We start from the raw sequence: 15,780 nt of genomic DNA on the forward strand, positions 1-15,780 counted from the left end.
CCGTTTTAGCGCCCCTCTGGCGCTAAAACATCTTGCGAGGGATCGCTGCCCCCGCCAAGGACGGTCATATCATCTGGTTCTTCGCCGGATCAGACCGCGGTGCAGATCGTGCGGCCTTCATGGCCGCACTGATTATGACAACAAAGCTCAACGACATCGATCCGCAGGTATGGCTGGCCGACGTTCTCGCCCGCATCGCTGAACCTTTGCCGACTTTCATTCGGAATATTCGAATGGCGTTGCCGGCAAGGGCGCAAGCGCGTCTTGCTCGATCTCCTCGAAGAGCTGCCGGCGGGATTTGCCAACCCGGCGCATCGGCCGGCTATTGAGACCGTCGAGAAGCTGGCTGATCCGCACGTTGAGATCGACAAGGCTGAAGAAACGGTCGTTTCTCAGCCGCGCCAGGATCCAGCGCTCGACGATGAGAACGCTGCCTTCGACCTTGGCCTTGTCCTTCGGCCGTTTCGGACGGGTCGGCAGGATCGTCGTGTCGTAATGCTCGGCGAATGCCGCAAAAGTGGCGTTGATGGTCGGCTCGAACCACAAGGGCTTGGCAACGCCGGCCTTGAGGTTGTCGCAGACGATGGCTTTCGTCACGCCACCGAAGAAACCCAGCGCCAGCTGCTGACCCTCGATCCAGTCCGGCAACCGTTGAGTGAAGCTTGCATAGGCGAAGGTGTACAAGGAGGCTGGCAGAACCGCGACGAAAATCTGCGCCAGCCGGATTTCGCCCGTCACCGGATCGATCACCGGGACGGTTTGGCCGGCGTAGTCGGTCTGCATCGCCGCGCCGGCAGTGTGGCGATTGCGGAAGGTGGCGCTGGCGCGCTGCTCGAAAGCGGCAAACCGCTCGCAGAACCACGTGTATCCGTAACCGTTGGGTGCCGTTCGCGATATTCCTGCCACAACAGCGTCAGTGTCACGCCCTTCCGCTTCAATTCACTGGCGATCTTGCCCCAGTCGGGTTCGTGCATGTCCTGGGGCGGACGGCCGCGACGATGGAACAGGCGGCGCTGCAGAATGCCATCATCGTCCAGCCCAGGCGGTAACGGCCAGCCCGTCAGCCCGGCCTCACGCGCCCGCGGCAGGTAGGTCGAAATGGTCGTTTTGCTGATCTTCAGCCGTTCCGATATCGCACGAACCGAAAGCCCCTGTTCGTGCGTCAGTCGCAATATCGATCGAATGTCCTTCACGTCAGTAAGTCTCACCTGCTTCCGTCTCGCCATTCATCAGCCCCTCGTTCAAATCGAGGTCCAGAATGGCAAAACGGCGCGTGCGAAAGTCGATCTTTTTGCCGAAAGACTGTCCGGGATTTACCGGACTCGCTGTCCGGGAATTAGCGGAAATGCTGTCCCGGATTTAGTGAAATCGCTGGAGTGCACCCCCAGGGTGAGACAAGGAAAATCGCGGACAGTTTCCCCACACCGAGAGGAAACCGTGCATGGCCCTACGACAAAACAACATTGATGAAGACCAAAAGCTCGCGCTTCTTAAGCGCATGGAAGCCGGCGAGAATGTCAGCAAGCTGGCGAACGAGGCCAGCGTTAGCCGCCAACGGCTCTACGAGTGGCGAGATCATCTCAGGCTCTACGGCGATCTGAGTTCACGACGGCGAGGTCGACCCCCGAGCGTGGTGTCAATTGTTGACGGTGCTTCGCCATTGCAGACCGCTATGATCGCGCCTTCCCCTCAAGAACAATCGCTGACCAAGGCTAGACGCAGGGTTAGGGAATTGGAGCAGAAAATCGGCCAGCAGCAATTGGACATCGATTTTTTTCGCGAAGCCTTGCGGCACTTCGAGGAAGCTCGTCGTCGGAGCAGCGCTCCTGGCGGAACGGCGTCTTCCAAGTCATCGAAAAAATGATGGCTGATCTGCCGCAGGGCAAACTTAACATCGATAGAATGTGCTGGCTCGCCGGCGTCAGCCGCGCGAGTTATTATCGCCATTGGCTCGATTCCGCCCCTCGTAGGGCCGAGACCGGATTGCGCGATCTCATTCAAAAGCTGGTTCTGGGCAATGCTCATTATGGATATCGGCGGATCGCTGCGTTGCTGCGGCGGGAGGGATGGCAAGTCAATCACAAATGCGTTTTGCGGATCATGCGCGAGGATAATCTGCTGTGTTTGCGCTCTCGTCCATTCGTTCCGAGAACCACCCATTCGAAACATGGGTGGAGGGTTGTGCCGAACCTTGCCAAGGGAATGATCCTGAATGGCGTCGACCAGCTCTGGGTTGCCGACATCACTTTCCTGCATCTGGCTGAGGAATTTGCTTTCCTTGCTGTTGTGCTAGACGCATTCAGCCGGAAAGTGGTCGGGTGGTCACTGGACACGCATCTGAGGGCAAGCCTCGCCATCGAGGCGCTCGAGATGGCAATTACTGATCGTCAACCCGAGTTGGGCAGCTTGGTTCACCATTCCGACCGGGGAGTCCAATACGCTTGTGGGGCTTACTCGGAGCTTTTGCATCGTCACGGCATCCAGCCGAGCATGAGCCGCGTCGGAAACCCCTATGATAACGCAAAAGCGGAGAGCTTCATGAAGACCCTTAAGCAAGAGGAGGTGCAAGGTCTCGCCTATAGGGACGTAGATGATGCACGCAAGCGGATCGGCGTCTTCATCGACACTGTTTACAACACCCAGCGCCTACATTCGGCGCTCGACTATCTTACTCCCGAGGAATACGAACTGAAGCATTCTTGTCGCGCCAACATTGGAAATGCGGCATAGAAGAGGGGAAACTGTCCGCGATTTTCCTTGTCTCACCCTGGGGGTGCACTCCATCGCTGTCCGGGATTTAATGGAATCCCTGTCCGCGAATTACCGAAACCCGCAGTCATAACGTCTATTAGAGCATATTTTGCTACGGTTTTCCTGTCCTTTCAGGCGGTTGATTCACTTTGCCGCAGGCATTTACCCAACAATCTCCGGCGGCTTCACCGCCACCGAACGCACCCGTTTTCAGTCCATGCCGTCAACGAGCGCCATGAGCTGGGCATGGTTGAGCTGGACTCGGTTGTGGCCTATCCGCGGCCAGCAAAACTGCGCCTTCTCCAGCCGCTTGGCGTAAAGGCAAATCCCGGATCCATCCCACCAGACGATCTTGATCCGGTCGGCCCGTTTGGCTCGGAAGACATAAAGCGAGCCGTTGAACGGATCACTGCCAGCGTCCCGCACCAGCGACAGCAGGCTGTCCGGCCCTTTGCGGAAGTCGATGGGATGGCTGGCCGGGAAGACCTTTACACCTGCGGGGATCATGCTGAGCGAACCGCTCGGATGACACGCTGCAGATGCGCTTCTTCAACATGCCCGCCGACCCGCACGACGATACCGTCAATGTCGATTTCGACGACGGGGTCGGGGTCAGGTGCGACGCTCTGCGGATCAACTGGTGCTGCTAGTCCAGACTCATCACTGCCCAACAGTTCTCTACGCCAGCGGTAGAGTTGAGACGGCAAGATACCGATCTGCCGCGCCACTGCCGACATGTTCACATCGGGCTGACAGGCCTGCTCAACCGCTGTGACCTTGAATTCGTCGGACCAGAACCGCCGCAACTGTCGCGGCGACCCGTCGAGGCGATCGGGCACCGCCTCGATCATTCGCATCAATCCAAGGCTAGCCGCAGGTCTAGACATAGATCATCACATTCAAAGAACTCGTATGCCCGAAATACCTTACTCAGCATCAGACCCGCCAGATGGAGTACCCTTGCCGCTTACCCTCCAGCTTCTTCACTTCCGAATTGCCGACAACCGGCTCGTCAGAATCCACGGCTGCAGCACCTCCCTCGCTCAAGAGCCTGCGCCACCGATAAAGCAAATTGGGCGCGACGCCATGACGGCGAGCGGTCGAAGATACCGTCTCGCTGGGTTCGAAACTCTGCTCAATAATTGTCAGCTTTTGCGCGGTTGTCCACCGCCTGCGGCGAACATCACCCGTCAGCAGTTCAACGTGTCGATAATCGTTAGACATAAGCCTATACCCAAGCCTGTGCTTGAGCCTTTTTGCTTATGCCGCTGTACGGTCGAAATGGGGGCAGTTCACTCCCCCTCGGCAGTTCATCAGGCTAAACCAATCTGGCCGAGATGTCAGGCGAAACGGGGCACTCCACAACCTACGCTGATGCCCCGACGGTCTCGAGTTCACTTGCTGCATTGGAGAAGTCGTCTGACCTTCATTATCGATACCTCCGACCGCGAGCTTATTTTTCGGACGGCAGACGCTCGAAAATGGGGCCCGTGAGAGTTCATCAGGTCAAAATTAGTAGCCTTCTCGTCGGGCAATACGAGGTGCGCTCGACATCCTACGTCACTTTTGACTCACTTGGTGGAAAACGTAAAGTACTTATGCAGAACGTAACTCGTCGCGACCGGGCTTAGCACACCAATCACATGCGCCACCGCCTCTGGATGAAAACTGAACCCAGCGAGTGGGAACAGCCATTTGGCCAATCCAACGCTCACGAGCCAGACTTGGGCCAACGCAACGATATTCACTAAACCAAAGCGCAGATACTCCGCCTCAGGTCGACGACCTGACTCCTCGAAAACGAATAATTTCATGAGGCCATAGGCCGTTGTCATGCCGATGAGGTAGGCTATCACGATTGCAGCAGAATAGCTGGTGATTGTGGATAGCGCTGCGCGCGAAAGAACATTAACGCCAGCGGCTATACCGCCTGACAATACGAAGCGAACGAAAGGTGATGAGATCATTCCGGAAATCGATCTCATTTCGGCACGGCTTCAGCCATTGCTCTGCCAAGCCTCACGCTTTCCGCAATGCCCCGATCCTCGGGATAATAATAGGAAGTGTCGGCAATCTGAAGCCCCGAAATGGGAGTCTGAACAGGCGGCAATTTATCGTAGAAATTTGGCTCGCAAACTGGCTGCGCATAGGCGAGCCGGCCAACTTTGGCTTCGATAAGATCGTTGTCACTTACATCGGGATTTACTTTTTTAATGTATGCCAAAGCCTCATCAATAAACTGCTGGTCGCTCCAACTCCATTTGCGATTCGTCTTCGGCATGTAATACGGCACATAAACGACAGTGTCGCGCACAGGGCGAAGATTGGAAAACTCAATCAGCCCGGGTATCTCGATGGTATCATCAACGATATTGATCCAGAAATGGCGGCTGATGGACTTCTTCAGTTTGAAGAGAAGGCAAACCACGCCGATATTGCGAATATCATCGTATTTCTTTTTCGACGCTTCGGGGAGATCAGGCACTAAGCGGGAGACCAATGGCGTCGGCAGGGTGGAAATGACAGCATCGGCGGGAAAGAACCGCTCCTTCGTCCGTACGCCTGCCACCTTGCCATCCGCGCATTCTATTCGTTCGGCGGCAGCGCCGAGATGCAGGCGTCCCCCTTTTTCCGTATAGGCTTCGACAAGCGCATCGACCAAGACTTGGCTTCCACCGTCAATATATCCAAGTTCTTCCTGAAATATCGAGCGCCGGGAGTTGCCTATACGACGCACGCGCGTTGCGATCCAGGAGGCGGAAATATCGTCGGCAAGCTCGTAGAACTTCAATTCCATCAAACGCTTCCAAAGTGTGGCATACACTTCTTTGCCGGAACCCTGTTCAAGCCACTGCCGCGCAGTCGTGTGTTCAATCTTGGAGAAGTCGCGCGCTTTCGTCGTCAGGAACATTTGAAGCCCCGTCCGGAATTTTGCGATCAAGCTGAGATGCGGGAACCGTAACAGGGAGATAGGATCGCCCCAGGGATGAATTTTCCCTTTCATGAAGTAACCCATTGACGTTCCACGCCACTTCATCCGGTTGGCGATGCCGAGTTCCCGCATCAGCGCAAAGGTCGGCTCGTCGGATTTACAGACAAAATGATAAAAACGTTCGATCGACAATCCGCCAAAATCAAAATGGGCGGCCATTCCACCGGTTACCGCGTCGCTCTCGATCAAATCGACCTCGTGCCCCAAATTTACGGCGCGATGTGCTGCGGCAAGCCCCATGGCCCCCGCCCCGATCACCACAATGCGGCTCATTGGTACTGTCTCCTAAAAATCCAACACAATCTTGCTGTATGTCGGGTGCAGATAGGTCTCGGTGATTGCGTTACGCAATGGAGTGGCCTCCACCCCAAAGACCGTCGGCCAATCAATGACTGGAAATGTTTCGGGTATCGCGAGTGCCTCAAGTTGGCTCGTTGTGAAAGGTGGCTTGGAACTCAACTTTCCGTACACGAAAAGAAGCCACCAAAACAACGTGTAAGGGATATGAATGATCCGGGCCTTCGGCTTCACCGTCGTATGGATCAGATTAATCAGATCGCCATAATACACCTGCTCCAGCCCAGAAATATCGTAGGTACCTGTGGGCATTTTCTCCATGGAAGAGATGATGATCGCCGCAAAATCCCCGACATATAAAGGCTGCCTGATGAACTTGCCGTCACCAGGAATCGGGAAGACCGGCACGCGATCCATGAAGCGGCGAAGCCAACCTAGGTGCTTACGGTCAAACCAGCCGAACATCAGTGTAGGCCGCAAAATCACGTGCGGAATGTCCGTCACTGTATCGATGAACTGTTCCTGCGCCGTCTTTGATCGCGTGTAGAAATCATCGGCTTTTGAGTTCACAACCGAAGATGAGATATGCACGAAATAAGGCGTTTTGTGCTTCCGCATCGCCGCTACGATGTTTTCCGTCGCGGTAACGTTGTTCTCTATGAACTCGCGTTCGTCCAAACCACCGATCTGCGCTTGATTGAGCAGAACGACGTCGACACCCCGGAACGCCTCTTGCCATTCCCCAGGCTCGGCCAGATCAGCTTGTATGACTTCAATTTCAGGGTTCAACTGGCGCAGCAAAGCTGTGTTGCTGGGATGTTTGTCAATGCCGACGATCTTAAGCCCTTCGACACCCTTAAGGCGCGCAATTATATTTTGGCCGACCAGACCCGCAGCGCCCGTTACAAGAATCTTTCTCATTAGATCTCCATCCGATTGAAGATGCGGCTGGGGATATTGCGGATAATCAGCATGATGTAGCGCCAAAATCCGGGCGCATAAGCGATTGCCCCCCCGCGAAGCGCGCTGGCATGAACCACCGCCGCAATCTGCTCCGGTCGCGCCCAAAGAAGGCCGTTCCTGTTCATGCCCTCTGTCATTGGCGTTATCGTCGGACCAGGTTTCACCAAGACAGCACGCGGCCCTTTGTTGGCGAAACGGTGTGCAATCCCTTGCACAAGCACGGCCAGTCCAGACTTTGCTGCGCCATAAACATAGTTGGCGCGCCGCCCGCGATCTCCCGCAACCGATCCAATAACTACCAACGTGCCCCTCGCCTGACGCTCGAGCAAATCTGCAGACGCCAGGCACCAGGCGGCAGCGGAATTGAAATTTACCCTTAATATCTCTTCCGCAATTCCTGCGTCGCGCTCAGCGTCATATTGATCACCCAGAATGCCATAGGCCAGGACAATGTGATCGACTCCGCCGATCTGGTCAGCGAAAGCCCGCAGTTGACCAGCAGCGTCATGCGGTGTTGCGAGATCACAGGTAGCAATCTCGATCCGCCCTGCACCTCGGCTACTCAAGTCGGCCGACGTTTGTTCCAGACGGCCCCTATCGCGACCGACAAGCACAATGGATGCGCCTTCGGCGGCATAAATACGCGCTGTCGCCATAGCGATCGAGGAAGTGGCTCCCAAGAAAATAATTCGCAATTTCTTTCCTTTAATCCTGACTCACGCGCGTCCAAAAACCTGAACGAAAAACCGGATCGATATGTTTTGAGAAGAGACGCCAGTTCGGATAGCCTGCCTGGAATACCCTGGCCGGCATTCTTCCGTCCTTGGCAGGATAAAGCCGTCCTTCAGCTTCCATTACAATAGCATCCAGCCGATCCATCAACTTCAGCGTCGTCTCTCCCCGATTCGGAAAATCCAACGCCAGAGTTGTCCCCTCGCGCGGGAACGAAAGAAGTCCGGGCGACTGGATTGAACCGAATGTCTTAAGGACAGCAAGAAACGAGCCCTGTCCACTCGCGGCAATCGTTTTCAACATCTCATTCGTCGCGTCTTCCTGCACAGATGGGGGGACGACGGACTGGTATTGATACATGCCCCTCCTACCGTACATGCGGTTCCAGCGGCCGATCGAGTCCAGCGGATAAAAGAAAGGATAAATACCAGCCCTGCTTTTCCCGCTTTTATTGCTGCCCCGATAGAAGTAAGCGGCATTGAAGGCACGAATAGAATAGCTATTCATCGCCACAGCCGGCAAACTAACGGGCATGGTGAAGGCTGTATTGCCGCTGTCCAGCAGACGGGAACCAAGTTTTGCGTGATTTCCACGCGTAAATATTCCTCGCCCCAGCCTGTCTCCGCCAGAAAGGCAGTCAATCCAGGAGACGCTATATTCGAAATCTGCCTCGCTTTCCTCGGCAAGGTGAAAAAACTCCTTTGTATTGCCAAATGGAATGTTTTCAACGTCGATGATAGCGCTCTGGATGGGTATCACTTCCAACTCGACCCATGTTATCAGCCCTGTCAGCCCCAATCCGCCGACGGTAGCGGCGAACAGCCCGGTCGAGTCGTCCGGAGCCAACTCGATTTCTTCTCCATCGGATCGCAACAAGCCGAGGCGCCTTACCCAACGGCCTATTGTGCCGGTTCTGTGATGGTTTTTACCATGCACGTCGTTTGCGATAGCGCCGGCTATCGTTACAAAACGGGTGCCGGGGGTGACAGGTATAAAATACCCCCGATGAACAATGATCCTGAGGATGGTGTCGATGGACAAACCTGCCTCTGCACGCAGGAGCCTTGTTTCGGGATCGAAGTGAACCACCCTGTCAAGGGAAGTCATGTCGATCAACCCTCCGTTCGGGTTTAGTCCGCTATCGCCATAGGAACGACGCAGACCACACGCTAACAAGGGAATATCCAGCTTAAGAGCCTCATTCATCAATGACGGCAATTCGTCTCGCCAGGTCGGCCGCGACAGCATATGCCGGGCCCTGAGCACGCCGCCCCACGAACTAACTCCAAAAGCGGACGCAAAACGGCTCATAACGCCACCAGAAAAACAATCGCAATGGCCGCGCCGAGACCGATACTTACATTGTCCCTGATGGCGAAACTGACGGGATCGTCGTTCATCCTCCCCCTGTGAGCCAATATCCAAATACGGCCTAGCCATATCGACAACAGGACAGGAATGGCGGATAGAAATTCTGGACGCGCATAGTCATTGCCCGCCAGCATTTCCATCAGCATAAAAATAACCAGAACGACAAGCGACGCCATCGCCGCACTCACGCCGAGTGAAAGTGTGAGCGGCGCATCCCCTACCTCATAACCTCTGCTCTTAAGGCTCGCGGCGCCGCTGGTGGACGCACGAATAATCTCGGTATGGCGTTTCGCAACGGCGAGGGAAAAGAAAAAGAAAACAGCAAATGTCAGAAGCCAAGCCGGACGCGAATGCTCTAACAGAACAGCGCCCATCACCACACGTGATGTAAAGAGGAGGCCGATTATCAGCGTATCGAGCAGAGGAATACGCTTAAGCCCAAGTGAATAGGCGCCTGTGACAACAAAGTAACCCAAAAGCACTGAAGCGAATTGCAACGAAAGCAGACCTGCTGCAAGAAAGCCCGCGAAAATAAGTGCTACTGCAAGCGCGAAGCCAGATCTGAGCGACAAGCGGCCGCTGGCCATAGCTCGGCTGCGTTTCGACCAATGCTGTCGATCTGCATGCAGATCGGCAATATCGTTCAAGAGATACGTACCAGAGGTCACCGCCAGCAGACAGACAAATGCGAGAAGCGTTTCGACAATCAAAGATGCGTTTGACCATTGGTGAGCGAGAATTAGCGGAACAAAGATCAAAACGTTTTTTGTCCAGTGATGGACACGAATGGCCTTCAAAAACTCTTTTACACCGAGGGGCGCGGTGGAAAACTCGGCAATCACGGGCTTGTTCAGCTTCCTGGCCTTTGCAGCAACGACGCTACTCGCCCCAGCCAACACTATCGCATCCGCCGCATCCCAAACCGACAAATCCGCATTGCTATCGCCGACATAGATGAACCCTTCTGGAAAACGGGAGGCCAGATAGCTCGCTTTAGCAGGGCCTTTCAGGTTGCTCTGGCTGGATCCAACTGCGGATTCAAATATTCCAACCTTTGCGGCAACAACATCAACGATCGACTGGTCCGCAGCAGAACACAAATGCAGAGCGTGCCCCTCACCTGCTTTCTGGCGCAGCCAATTCACCAGATCTTCCCTGAAGGGCAAAACAAGCGAAGTGAGATCCAAGTGTTTAGCAATGGAGGCTTTAAGGACATGGCGGCCACGTGAAAGGGTTGGCAGCGCCGACAGCAGTGCGAAAGGCTTTCGGAACAATGAGAGTGCCGCAGCCTCATAAAGCGTATCCGATAAAAGAAGCGTTCCATCCAAATCAACGACGATGGGTAAAGCGGACCGGGCCTCGTCAGCTGTCGAACTCTGTCTTTCTGGTGAAAGGTTTAAACTCATAATGCCCTTGCTCTCTCGCGTCGCGTCGCTACAGCCTATACGAAAATAACCATCCGATTGCTATCCGCTCATTTGCAGAATTGGAAATGCGCCAGCAGGCCCTTTCCAAGTAACGCTGCGGGCGTGGATATGACATCGCCAACCCATAACCGACCGGTATGCAACCAGCTTGACAATTTTCGGCCCAAACGGGATAGCTCAGCGAGTTTGAAGCAGAGGCAGAAGTTTTATAATGAAAATCATCGATCAACGTCTGGTGCTAATAGCACTTGCGACACTGTGTATATCTGCCTTTTTTCGCTTTATTACTTAACTCAACAGCCGCTCGATATGTATGCGTTTTGAATAGCCCCAAGATTTGTAGACGCCTTCTTTCCTAATTTTGAGGCAAGAAGAGCATCATGAGTAAATCGAATTTCAGCGAAGAGTTTAAGCGCGACGCGGTGCGTCAGATCACGGCACGGGTCTATCCGCTTGCGGAAGTTTCGCAGCGGTTGGGTGTCAGCCAGCACTCGCTCTACGAATGGAAGAAGAAGTTTTCCTCTTCGTCTGGCAATCAGGCCAGCGACCAATCCGAAGAGATCAGGCAACTCAAAAAGGAACTGGCGCGGGTCACCGAGGAGCGCGACGTATTAAAAAAAGCGACCGCGTATTTCGCCAGGGATGCAAAGTGAAGTACGCGTTCGTTGCCCAGCATCAACAGCGCTTTTTGGGTGCGAATGATGTGCCGCCTGTTGCGCATCCATCCCAGCGGGTTTTATGCCTGGCTTCGGATGCCGTTGAGCAAGCGTGCCTGCGAGGACAAGCGACAAATCGATCTGCTCCAGACGGCTTGGGAAGAGAGCGGCAAGGTCTACGGGTATCGCAAGCTTCATGACGATCTGCTCGATCAGGGCGAGACATGCTGCCCTAACCGGGTTGCGCGTCTGACGCGAATTGCCGGGATAAAGGCTCAGATCGGCTACAAGCGCCGTCCCGGAGTTTACGGCGGCAGGCCTTCCATTCTCATCGATAACACGCTCGACAGGCAGTTCGACGTGGCGGCTCCAGACAAGGCTTGGGTCACCGACATCACCTACATCCGAACCTGCGAGGGTTTCGCCTATCTCGCGGTGGTGATCGATCTCTATTCCCGCCGCGTCATTGGCTGGTCGATGCAGAGCCGTCAGACAACGGATGTTGTGCTGCAGGCGTTGCTGATGGCTGTCTGGAGGCGAAAGTCAAAGGAAAAGGTTCTGGTGCATTCGGATCAGGGATCGCAATTCACCAGTATGGACTGGGCATCGTTCCTGAAGCATCACAATCTGGTTCATTCGATGAGCCGACGGGGCAACTGCCACGACAATGCCGTGGCTGAGAGTTTCTTCAATCTGTTGAAGCGGGAGCGGATACGCCGAAAGGTCTATCGTTCAAGAGACGAAGCCAGGCAAGACGTGTTCGACTACATCGAGATGTTCTACAACCCGAAGCGCAAACATGTCAGAAACGACATGCTGTCGCCCGTCGAGTTCGAAAAGCAGCAGAAAACCTAACCTGAGGGTGTCTACAAAACGCGGGGCGATTCAGATCGGCGTCTCCTGAGCGGGATCATATTCGTGAACTGCAACGGTCTCAGGTGGCGCGATGCGCCGAAGGAATACGGCCCCTCCAAGACGCTTTATACCCGGTGGAAACGCTGGGGTGATAAGGGCATCTTTCTCAAGATGATGGAAGGCTTGGCTGTGCCTGAAGCACCGGAGCGAAAGACTATTATGATCGACGCGACCTATCTCAAGACTCACCGTACGGTTTCCAGCCTGAGTGTAAAAAAGGGGCGCGGGCCGCCTGATTGGACGCACCAAAGGCGGCATGAACACCAAGCTTCATGCCGTAACGGATGCGATCGGTCGCCGGATCAGTTGTTTCATAACGGCAGGCCAGGTCAGCGATTATACCGGTGCTGCCGCCTTGCTTGACGAACTTCCCAAAGCCAAATGGCTACTGGCCGACCGTGGATACGATGCCAACTGGGTTCGTGACGCTTTACAGGCGAACGGATCGCGCCCTGCATTCCGGGTAGGAAGTCCCTGAACAAGACGGTCAAATACGACAAGCGCTGCTACACACAGCGCAACCCGATGAAGATCATGTTCGGGCGTCTCAAAGACTGGCGGCGTTTAGCTACGCGCAACGACAGGTGCCAATGGCCTTCTCCTTGGCCATCGCTCTCGCTGCAACCGCTATCTTTAGGCTCTGATCACCGAGGCCTGACCGTAACCTAACCAAACACGGAAGGATGATCGCGCACGGGGCCAAAGCGCTGATATTGACAGACAGAATGAGGAAGACTATTTCCTACGCACCAATGGGGGCCGCGCGTAGCTTGGAAGGGACTTTGGTCCCCCTGTATGCATGTCGTTGCCGAACTATCTTGATCCGAGTTCCGTAAATCTCCGTGCAGCGCGGATGGATGATGCAACAAGGTGAATACGAGTGACATGCTGACTAGGTGACACTACAATTACCTTTGCCATGGGGTGGTGAGCAGGTCTTGCTTCGGAACGATATTTATCTTGAATTCGCAAGGATATTGCAGTGATCGGATCATTTTTGTCGCCAGACGACAAAAAGCTGTTAACGCGGCTATTTAAGGAAAACTTCAAAAAACACGTCGGCTGGTATTCTGCGGCGATCGCGGCGATGCTCGTTGTCGCTGGCATGACATCTCTTAGCGCGTGGATAATGCGTGATATTGTCAACAGCGTCTACCTGAAACAAGGTTTCGATGTCGTCCTCGAGATTGCATTTGCAGTTGCAGCCATCTTCATAGTCAAGGGTCTTGCTACCTTTGTTCAGAGCTACTACCTCAGCAAGGCGGGAAATAGCATCGTCGCCGAGCAGCAGCGCAAAATCTACGATAGGCTCCTCAAGCAAGGCGTATCTTTTTTCCAAAATTTGCCATCTTCGGAACTTCTGGTCCGCGTGACCTACAACGCCCAAGCTGCCCGCAGCGTCATCGACACAATCGTCACGTCGTTCGTTCGCGACCTCTTCTCCCTCCTCGGCTTGATCATCGTGATGTTCGCCCAGAATTTCCTTCTGAGCGCGATTTCCATGATTATCGGTCCTTTGGCAATCTTCAGCGTTCGTCTCGTGCTGCGGCGCGTCCGAAAGATCATGGAGGCGGAACTTGCTTCATTGGGCGAAATCGTCAATGTCGTCCAGGAAACCAGCATCGGCGTGAGAGTCATCAAGGCTTTTTCCTTAGAGAAGCTGATGGCGCAACGCATGAACAAAGCGGTTTCCGATGTCGAACATCGAGCCAATGGCATAGCCAGACTGGAGGCCGCGACCAGCCCGATCATGGAAACCCTGTCTGGCCTCGCCATTGCAGTGGTAATTGCTGTCTCCGGCTACACTGTGCTCGAAAAAGGCGGTTCCCCCGGCGATCTGATGGCCTTTATCACGGCTCTTCTCCTTGCTTACGAGCCTGCCAAACGGCTTGCTCGGATGCGCGTGCAGATCGAGGGCGGGATGATAGGCGTGCGCATGATGTTTCAGGTGCTGGACGCGCCTCTAACGCTGACCGAAAAGAAGGACGCAGTCCCGCTTCCCAAAGCAAGCGGCAATGTCGAGCTTAAGAACGTCAGCTTCGAGTATGTGCCGGGCCAGCCTGTTCTTAACGACGTCAGCGTCCTATTCGAAGGCGGCAAGATGACGGCGCTGGTCGGCCCCTCTGGCAGCGGCAAGTCGACGATCATCAACCTCATGATGCGTCTTTACGATCCGCAGAACGGCTCCGTTGAAATCAACGGCATGGATCTGCGCGATGTTTCCTTTGCCAGCCTGCGCGAACACGTTTCTTATGTCGGTCAGGAAACATTCCTGTTCTCCGGAACGATCAAGCACAACATTTCCGTCGGCCGCGACAATGCGACAGAGGAAGAGATCATAGCGGCAGCAAAGGCTGCGAATGCGCATGATTTCATCATGAAGATGCAGAACGGATACAACACCAGGCTGGGCGAAAACGGCTCCGGCCTGTCTGGCGGCCAGCGACAGCGTGTGGCGATTGCTCGCGCGATGCTCCGAGACGCGGATATCCTGATTCTCGATGAAGCGACAAGTGCACTGGACTCCGAGTCCGAGGCTCTCGTGCGTGATGCCCTAGAGCGGCTAACGCTCAACAAGACATCCATCGTCATCGCCCACCGGCTTTCCACCATCAACCGGGCCGACAAGATTGTCGTCATGGATAATGGTGAAGTGGCCGAACAGGGCAGCCGGCGTGAATTGTTGGCGAACGATGGTCTTTACAAGCGGCTCCACAGCATCCAGTTCGACGCCGACGTTGCTTGAGACCAAAATAAAATCGGGCGGCTCTGCCGCCCGAATTTGCTTTTCGGCTATCTTAAGCTTGGGTCCAAAGAGCCGAATTAGCTACCAGGCGATTTCCATGTCACTCGCAGCCCTTGCCAGAAGCGGCAATATCTCCGCCACACGCTCATCCGTAAGACGAGTCAGCGGCGCCGCCACGCTCATGGTTCCCACGACTTCTTTCCCCTGGCGAATGGCGACAGCAATTGCCCCCACTCCCTCTTCGGCTTCGCCAACTGCTCGGCCGTAACCAAGACCTGCAACGGCATCGAGTTCCTGGTTCAGCGCTTCGATGGTATTGATGGCGTTGGCAGCCTGCTGGCCGGGTTGGCCGAGCCCGGCTTCAAGGGCGATCCTCAGCGCCCTCTCCCGCTCCAGGCTCGCCAGCCATATTTTACCGTTCGCCGTCGCATAGGGTACGATGCCTGCGCTCATATCGGGTTCAAACACCAGCCCTGAGCGGCGACCGCGAGCGGAGCCGACCCAGACAAGCGTATTATTCTGCACAGCCGTCAAACGAACGAGTTCGCGGGTCCGTTCGGCGAGCGCATTCAGGATCGGCTGACGTAAATCCGAGACCTGCAGCCGCGCCAGTTGTTTCTGGCCCACCAGCGCCATACGCATGGTCAGCGCGTAGCAATCGCTCTCGGGGCTCTGCCAAGCCCAGCCATTCTCGATCAGGGACGTGAGGATGCGATGACATGCGCTCTTCGGAATATCGAGTTGATGAGCGACATCGGATAGTTTGAGCGGTTCCTCGGCCAAGGCGAGGAGCTCCAGCATGGCGATCGTTCGCTCGACGCCGCCGCTTGGTACATTGATCGTCCTGTCCATTTCATTCTCCGGTCGCATATGCGTCGCGATTTTCAATCAAAAGACAACGCTTCATCAGGAAGATGCATGCCTTTCGCG

12 protein-coding genes and 5 pseudogenes are annotated in these 15,780 nt (G+C 55.0%); 6 read left to right on the top strand and 11 right to left on the bottom strand.

Annotation, left to right across the window (positions count from 1 at the left end; all coding sequences use genetic code 11):
* Positions 1–32: 32 nt before the first annotated feature.
* Positions 33–329: pseudogene (locus FS804_RS25135) on the top strand (transposase domain-containing protein); the annotation flags it as partial.
* Here the strand turns inward: FS804_RS25135 and istA are convergent.
* Positions 220–1,226: pseudogene (gene istA / locus FS804_RS09450) on the bottom strand (IS21 family transposase); the annotation flags it as partial. The pseudogenes FS804_RS25135 and istA sit on opposite strands and share 110 nt — an antisense overlap.
* A gap of 215 nt (positions 1,227–1,441) precedes the next feature.
* Between istA and FS804_RS09455 the strand changes: the two are divergent.
* On the top strand, positions 1,442–1,864 hold the full coding sequence (locus tag FS804_RS09455) for a transposase (RefSeq protein ID WP_144576388.1): 423 nt from the start codon (positions 1,442–1,444) through the stop codon (positions 1,862–1,864).
* Positions 1,861–2,730 (top strand): IS3 family transposase, encoded by an 870-nt coding sequence (locus FS804_RS09460; protein WP_144576389.1) that lies wholly within the window; start codon positions 1,861–1,863, stop codon positions 2,728–2,730. The genes FS804_RS09455 and FS804_RS09460 overlap by 4 nt, the downstream gene beginning before the upstream one ends.
* A gap of 231 nt (positions 2,731–2,961) precedes the next feature.
* Here FS804_RS09460 and tnpB read toward each other — a convergent pair whose 3' ends face one another.
* The 9 genes and pseudogenes from tnpB to FS804_RS09505 form a co-directional block, all read right to left on the bottom strand.
* On the bottom strand, positions 2,962–3,258 hold the full coding sequence (gene tnpB, locus FS804_RS09465; RefSeq protein WP_144576390.1) for an IS66 family insertion sequence element accessory protein TnpB: 297 nt from the start codon (positions 3,256–3,258) through the stop codon (positions 2,962–2,964).
* On the bottom strand, positions 3,255–3,602 hold the full coding sequence (locus tag FS804_RS09470; protein WP_186376748.1) for a transposase: 348 nt from the start codon (positions 3,600–3,602) through the stop codon (positions 3,255–3,257). Before FS804_RS09470 ends, tnpB begins: the two co-directional genes overlap by 4 nt.
* A gap of 115 nt (positions 3,603–3,717) precedes the next feature.
* Positions 3,718–3,975, bottom strand: a pseudogene (locus tag FS804_RS09475) (transposase); the annotation flags it as partial.
* A gap of 347 nt (positions 3,976–4,322) precedes the next feature.
* Positions 4,323–4,736 carry a GtrA family protein gene (locus FS804_RS09480; protein WP_144576392.1) on the bottom strand — a complete coding sequence of 138 codons (414 nt, stop codon included), beginning with the start codon at positions 4,734–4,736 and terminating at the stop codon, positions 4,323–4,325.
* Positions 4,733–6,016: an NAD(P)/FAD-dependent oxidoreductase gene (locus FS804_RS09485; protein WP_144576393.1), complete on the bottom strand. Its 1,284-nt coding sequence runs from the start codon at positions 6,014–6,016 to the stop codon at positions 4,733–4,735. Before FS804_RS09485 ends, FS804_RS09480 begins: the two co-directional genes overlap by 4 nt.
* A 12-nt stretch (positions 6,017–6,028) precedes the next feature.
* A complete protein-coding gene (locus FS804_RS09490) occupies positions 6,029–6,961 on the bottom strand; it encodes an NAD(P)-dependent oxidoreductase (RefSeq protein ID WP_144576394.1) in 933 nt (310 codons plus the stop codon).
* Positions 6,961–7,698, bottom strand: a complete 738-nt coding sequence (locus tag FS804_RS09495) for an SDR family NAD(P)-dependent oxidoreductase (RefSeq protein ID WP_246665864.1) — start codon at positions 7,696–7,698, stop codon at positions 6,961–6,963. Before FS804_RS09495 ends, FS804_RS09490 begins: the two co-directional genes overlap by 1 nt.
* Positions 7,699–7,708: 10 nt before the next feature.
* Positions 7,709–9,046 (bottom strand): FAD-binding oxidoreductase, encoded by a 1,338-nt coding sequence (locus FS804_RS09500; RefSeq protein ID WP_246665865.1) that lies wholly within the window; start codon positions 9,044–9,046, stop codon positions 7,709–7,711.
* Positions 9,043–10,512 (bottom strand): UbiA family prenyltransferase, encoded by a 1,470-nt coding sequence (locus tag FS804_RS09505; protein WP_144576396.1) that lies wholly within the window; start codon positions 10,510–10,512, stop codon positions 9,043–9,045. Before FS804_RS09505 ends, FS804_RS09500 begins: the two co-directional genes overlap by 4 nt.
* A gap of 401 nt (positions 10,513–10,913) precedes the next feature.
* On the opposite strand from FS804_RS09505, the pseudogene FS804_RS09510 reads away from it, so the two are divergent.
* The 3 genes and pseudogenes from FS804_RS09510 (at position 10,914) to FS804_RS09520 (ending at position 14,850) form a co-directional block, all read left to right on the top strand.
* Positions 10,914–12,044: pseudogene (locus tag FS804_RS09510) on the top strand (IS3 family transposase).
* 15 nt (positions 12,045–12,059) lie between these two features.
* Positions 12,060–12,748, top strand: a pseudogene (locus tag FS804_RS09515) (IS5 family transposase); the annotation flags it as partial.
* A gap of 338 nt (positions 12,749–13,086) precedes the next feature.
* The gene (locus FS804_RS09520) at positions 13,087–14,850 is read left to right on the top strand and encodes an ABC transporter ATP-binding protein (RefSeq protein ID WP_144576397.1); all 1,764 of its coding nucleotides are present in this window, start codon (positions 13,087–13,089) and stop codon (positions 14,848–14,850) included.
* Between the two features lie 81 nt (positions 14,851–14,931).
* Here the strand turns inward: FS804_RS09520 and FS804_RS09525 are convergent, their stop codons facing one another.
* Positions 14,932–15,702, bottom strand: a complete 771-nt coding sequence (locus FS804_RS09525) for an IclR family transcriptional regulator (protein WP_144576398.1) — start codon at positions 15,700–15,702, stop codon at positions 14,932–14,934.
* Positions 15,703–15,780: the final 78 nt, after the last annotated feature.

It is taken from the genome of Agrobacterium sp. DE0009, from assembly GCF_007680755.1.
In the GTDB taxonomy this organism is placed as follows: domain Bacteria; phylum Pseudomonadota; class Alphaproteobacteria; order Rhizobiales; family Rhizobiaceae; genus Agrobacterium; species Agrobacterium tumefaciens_B.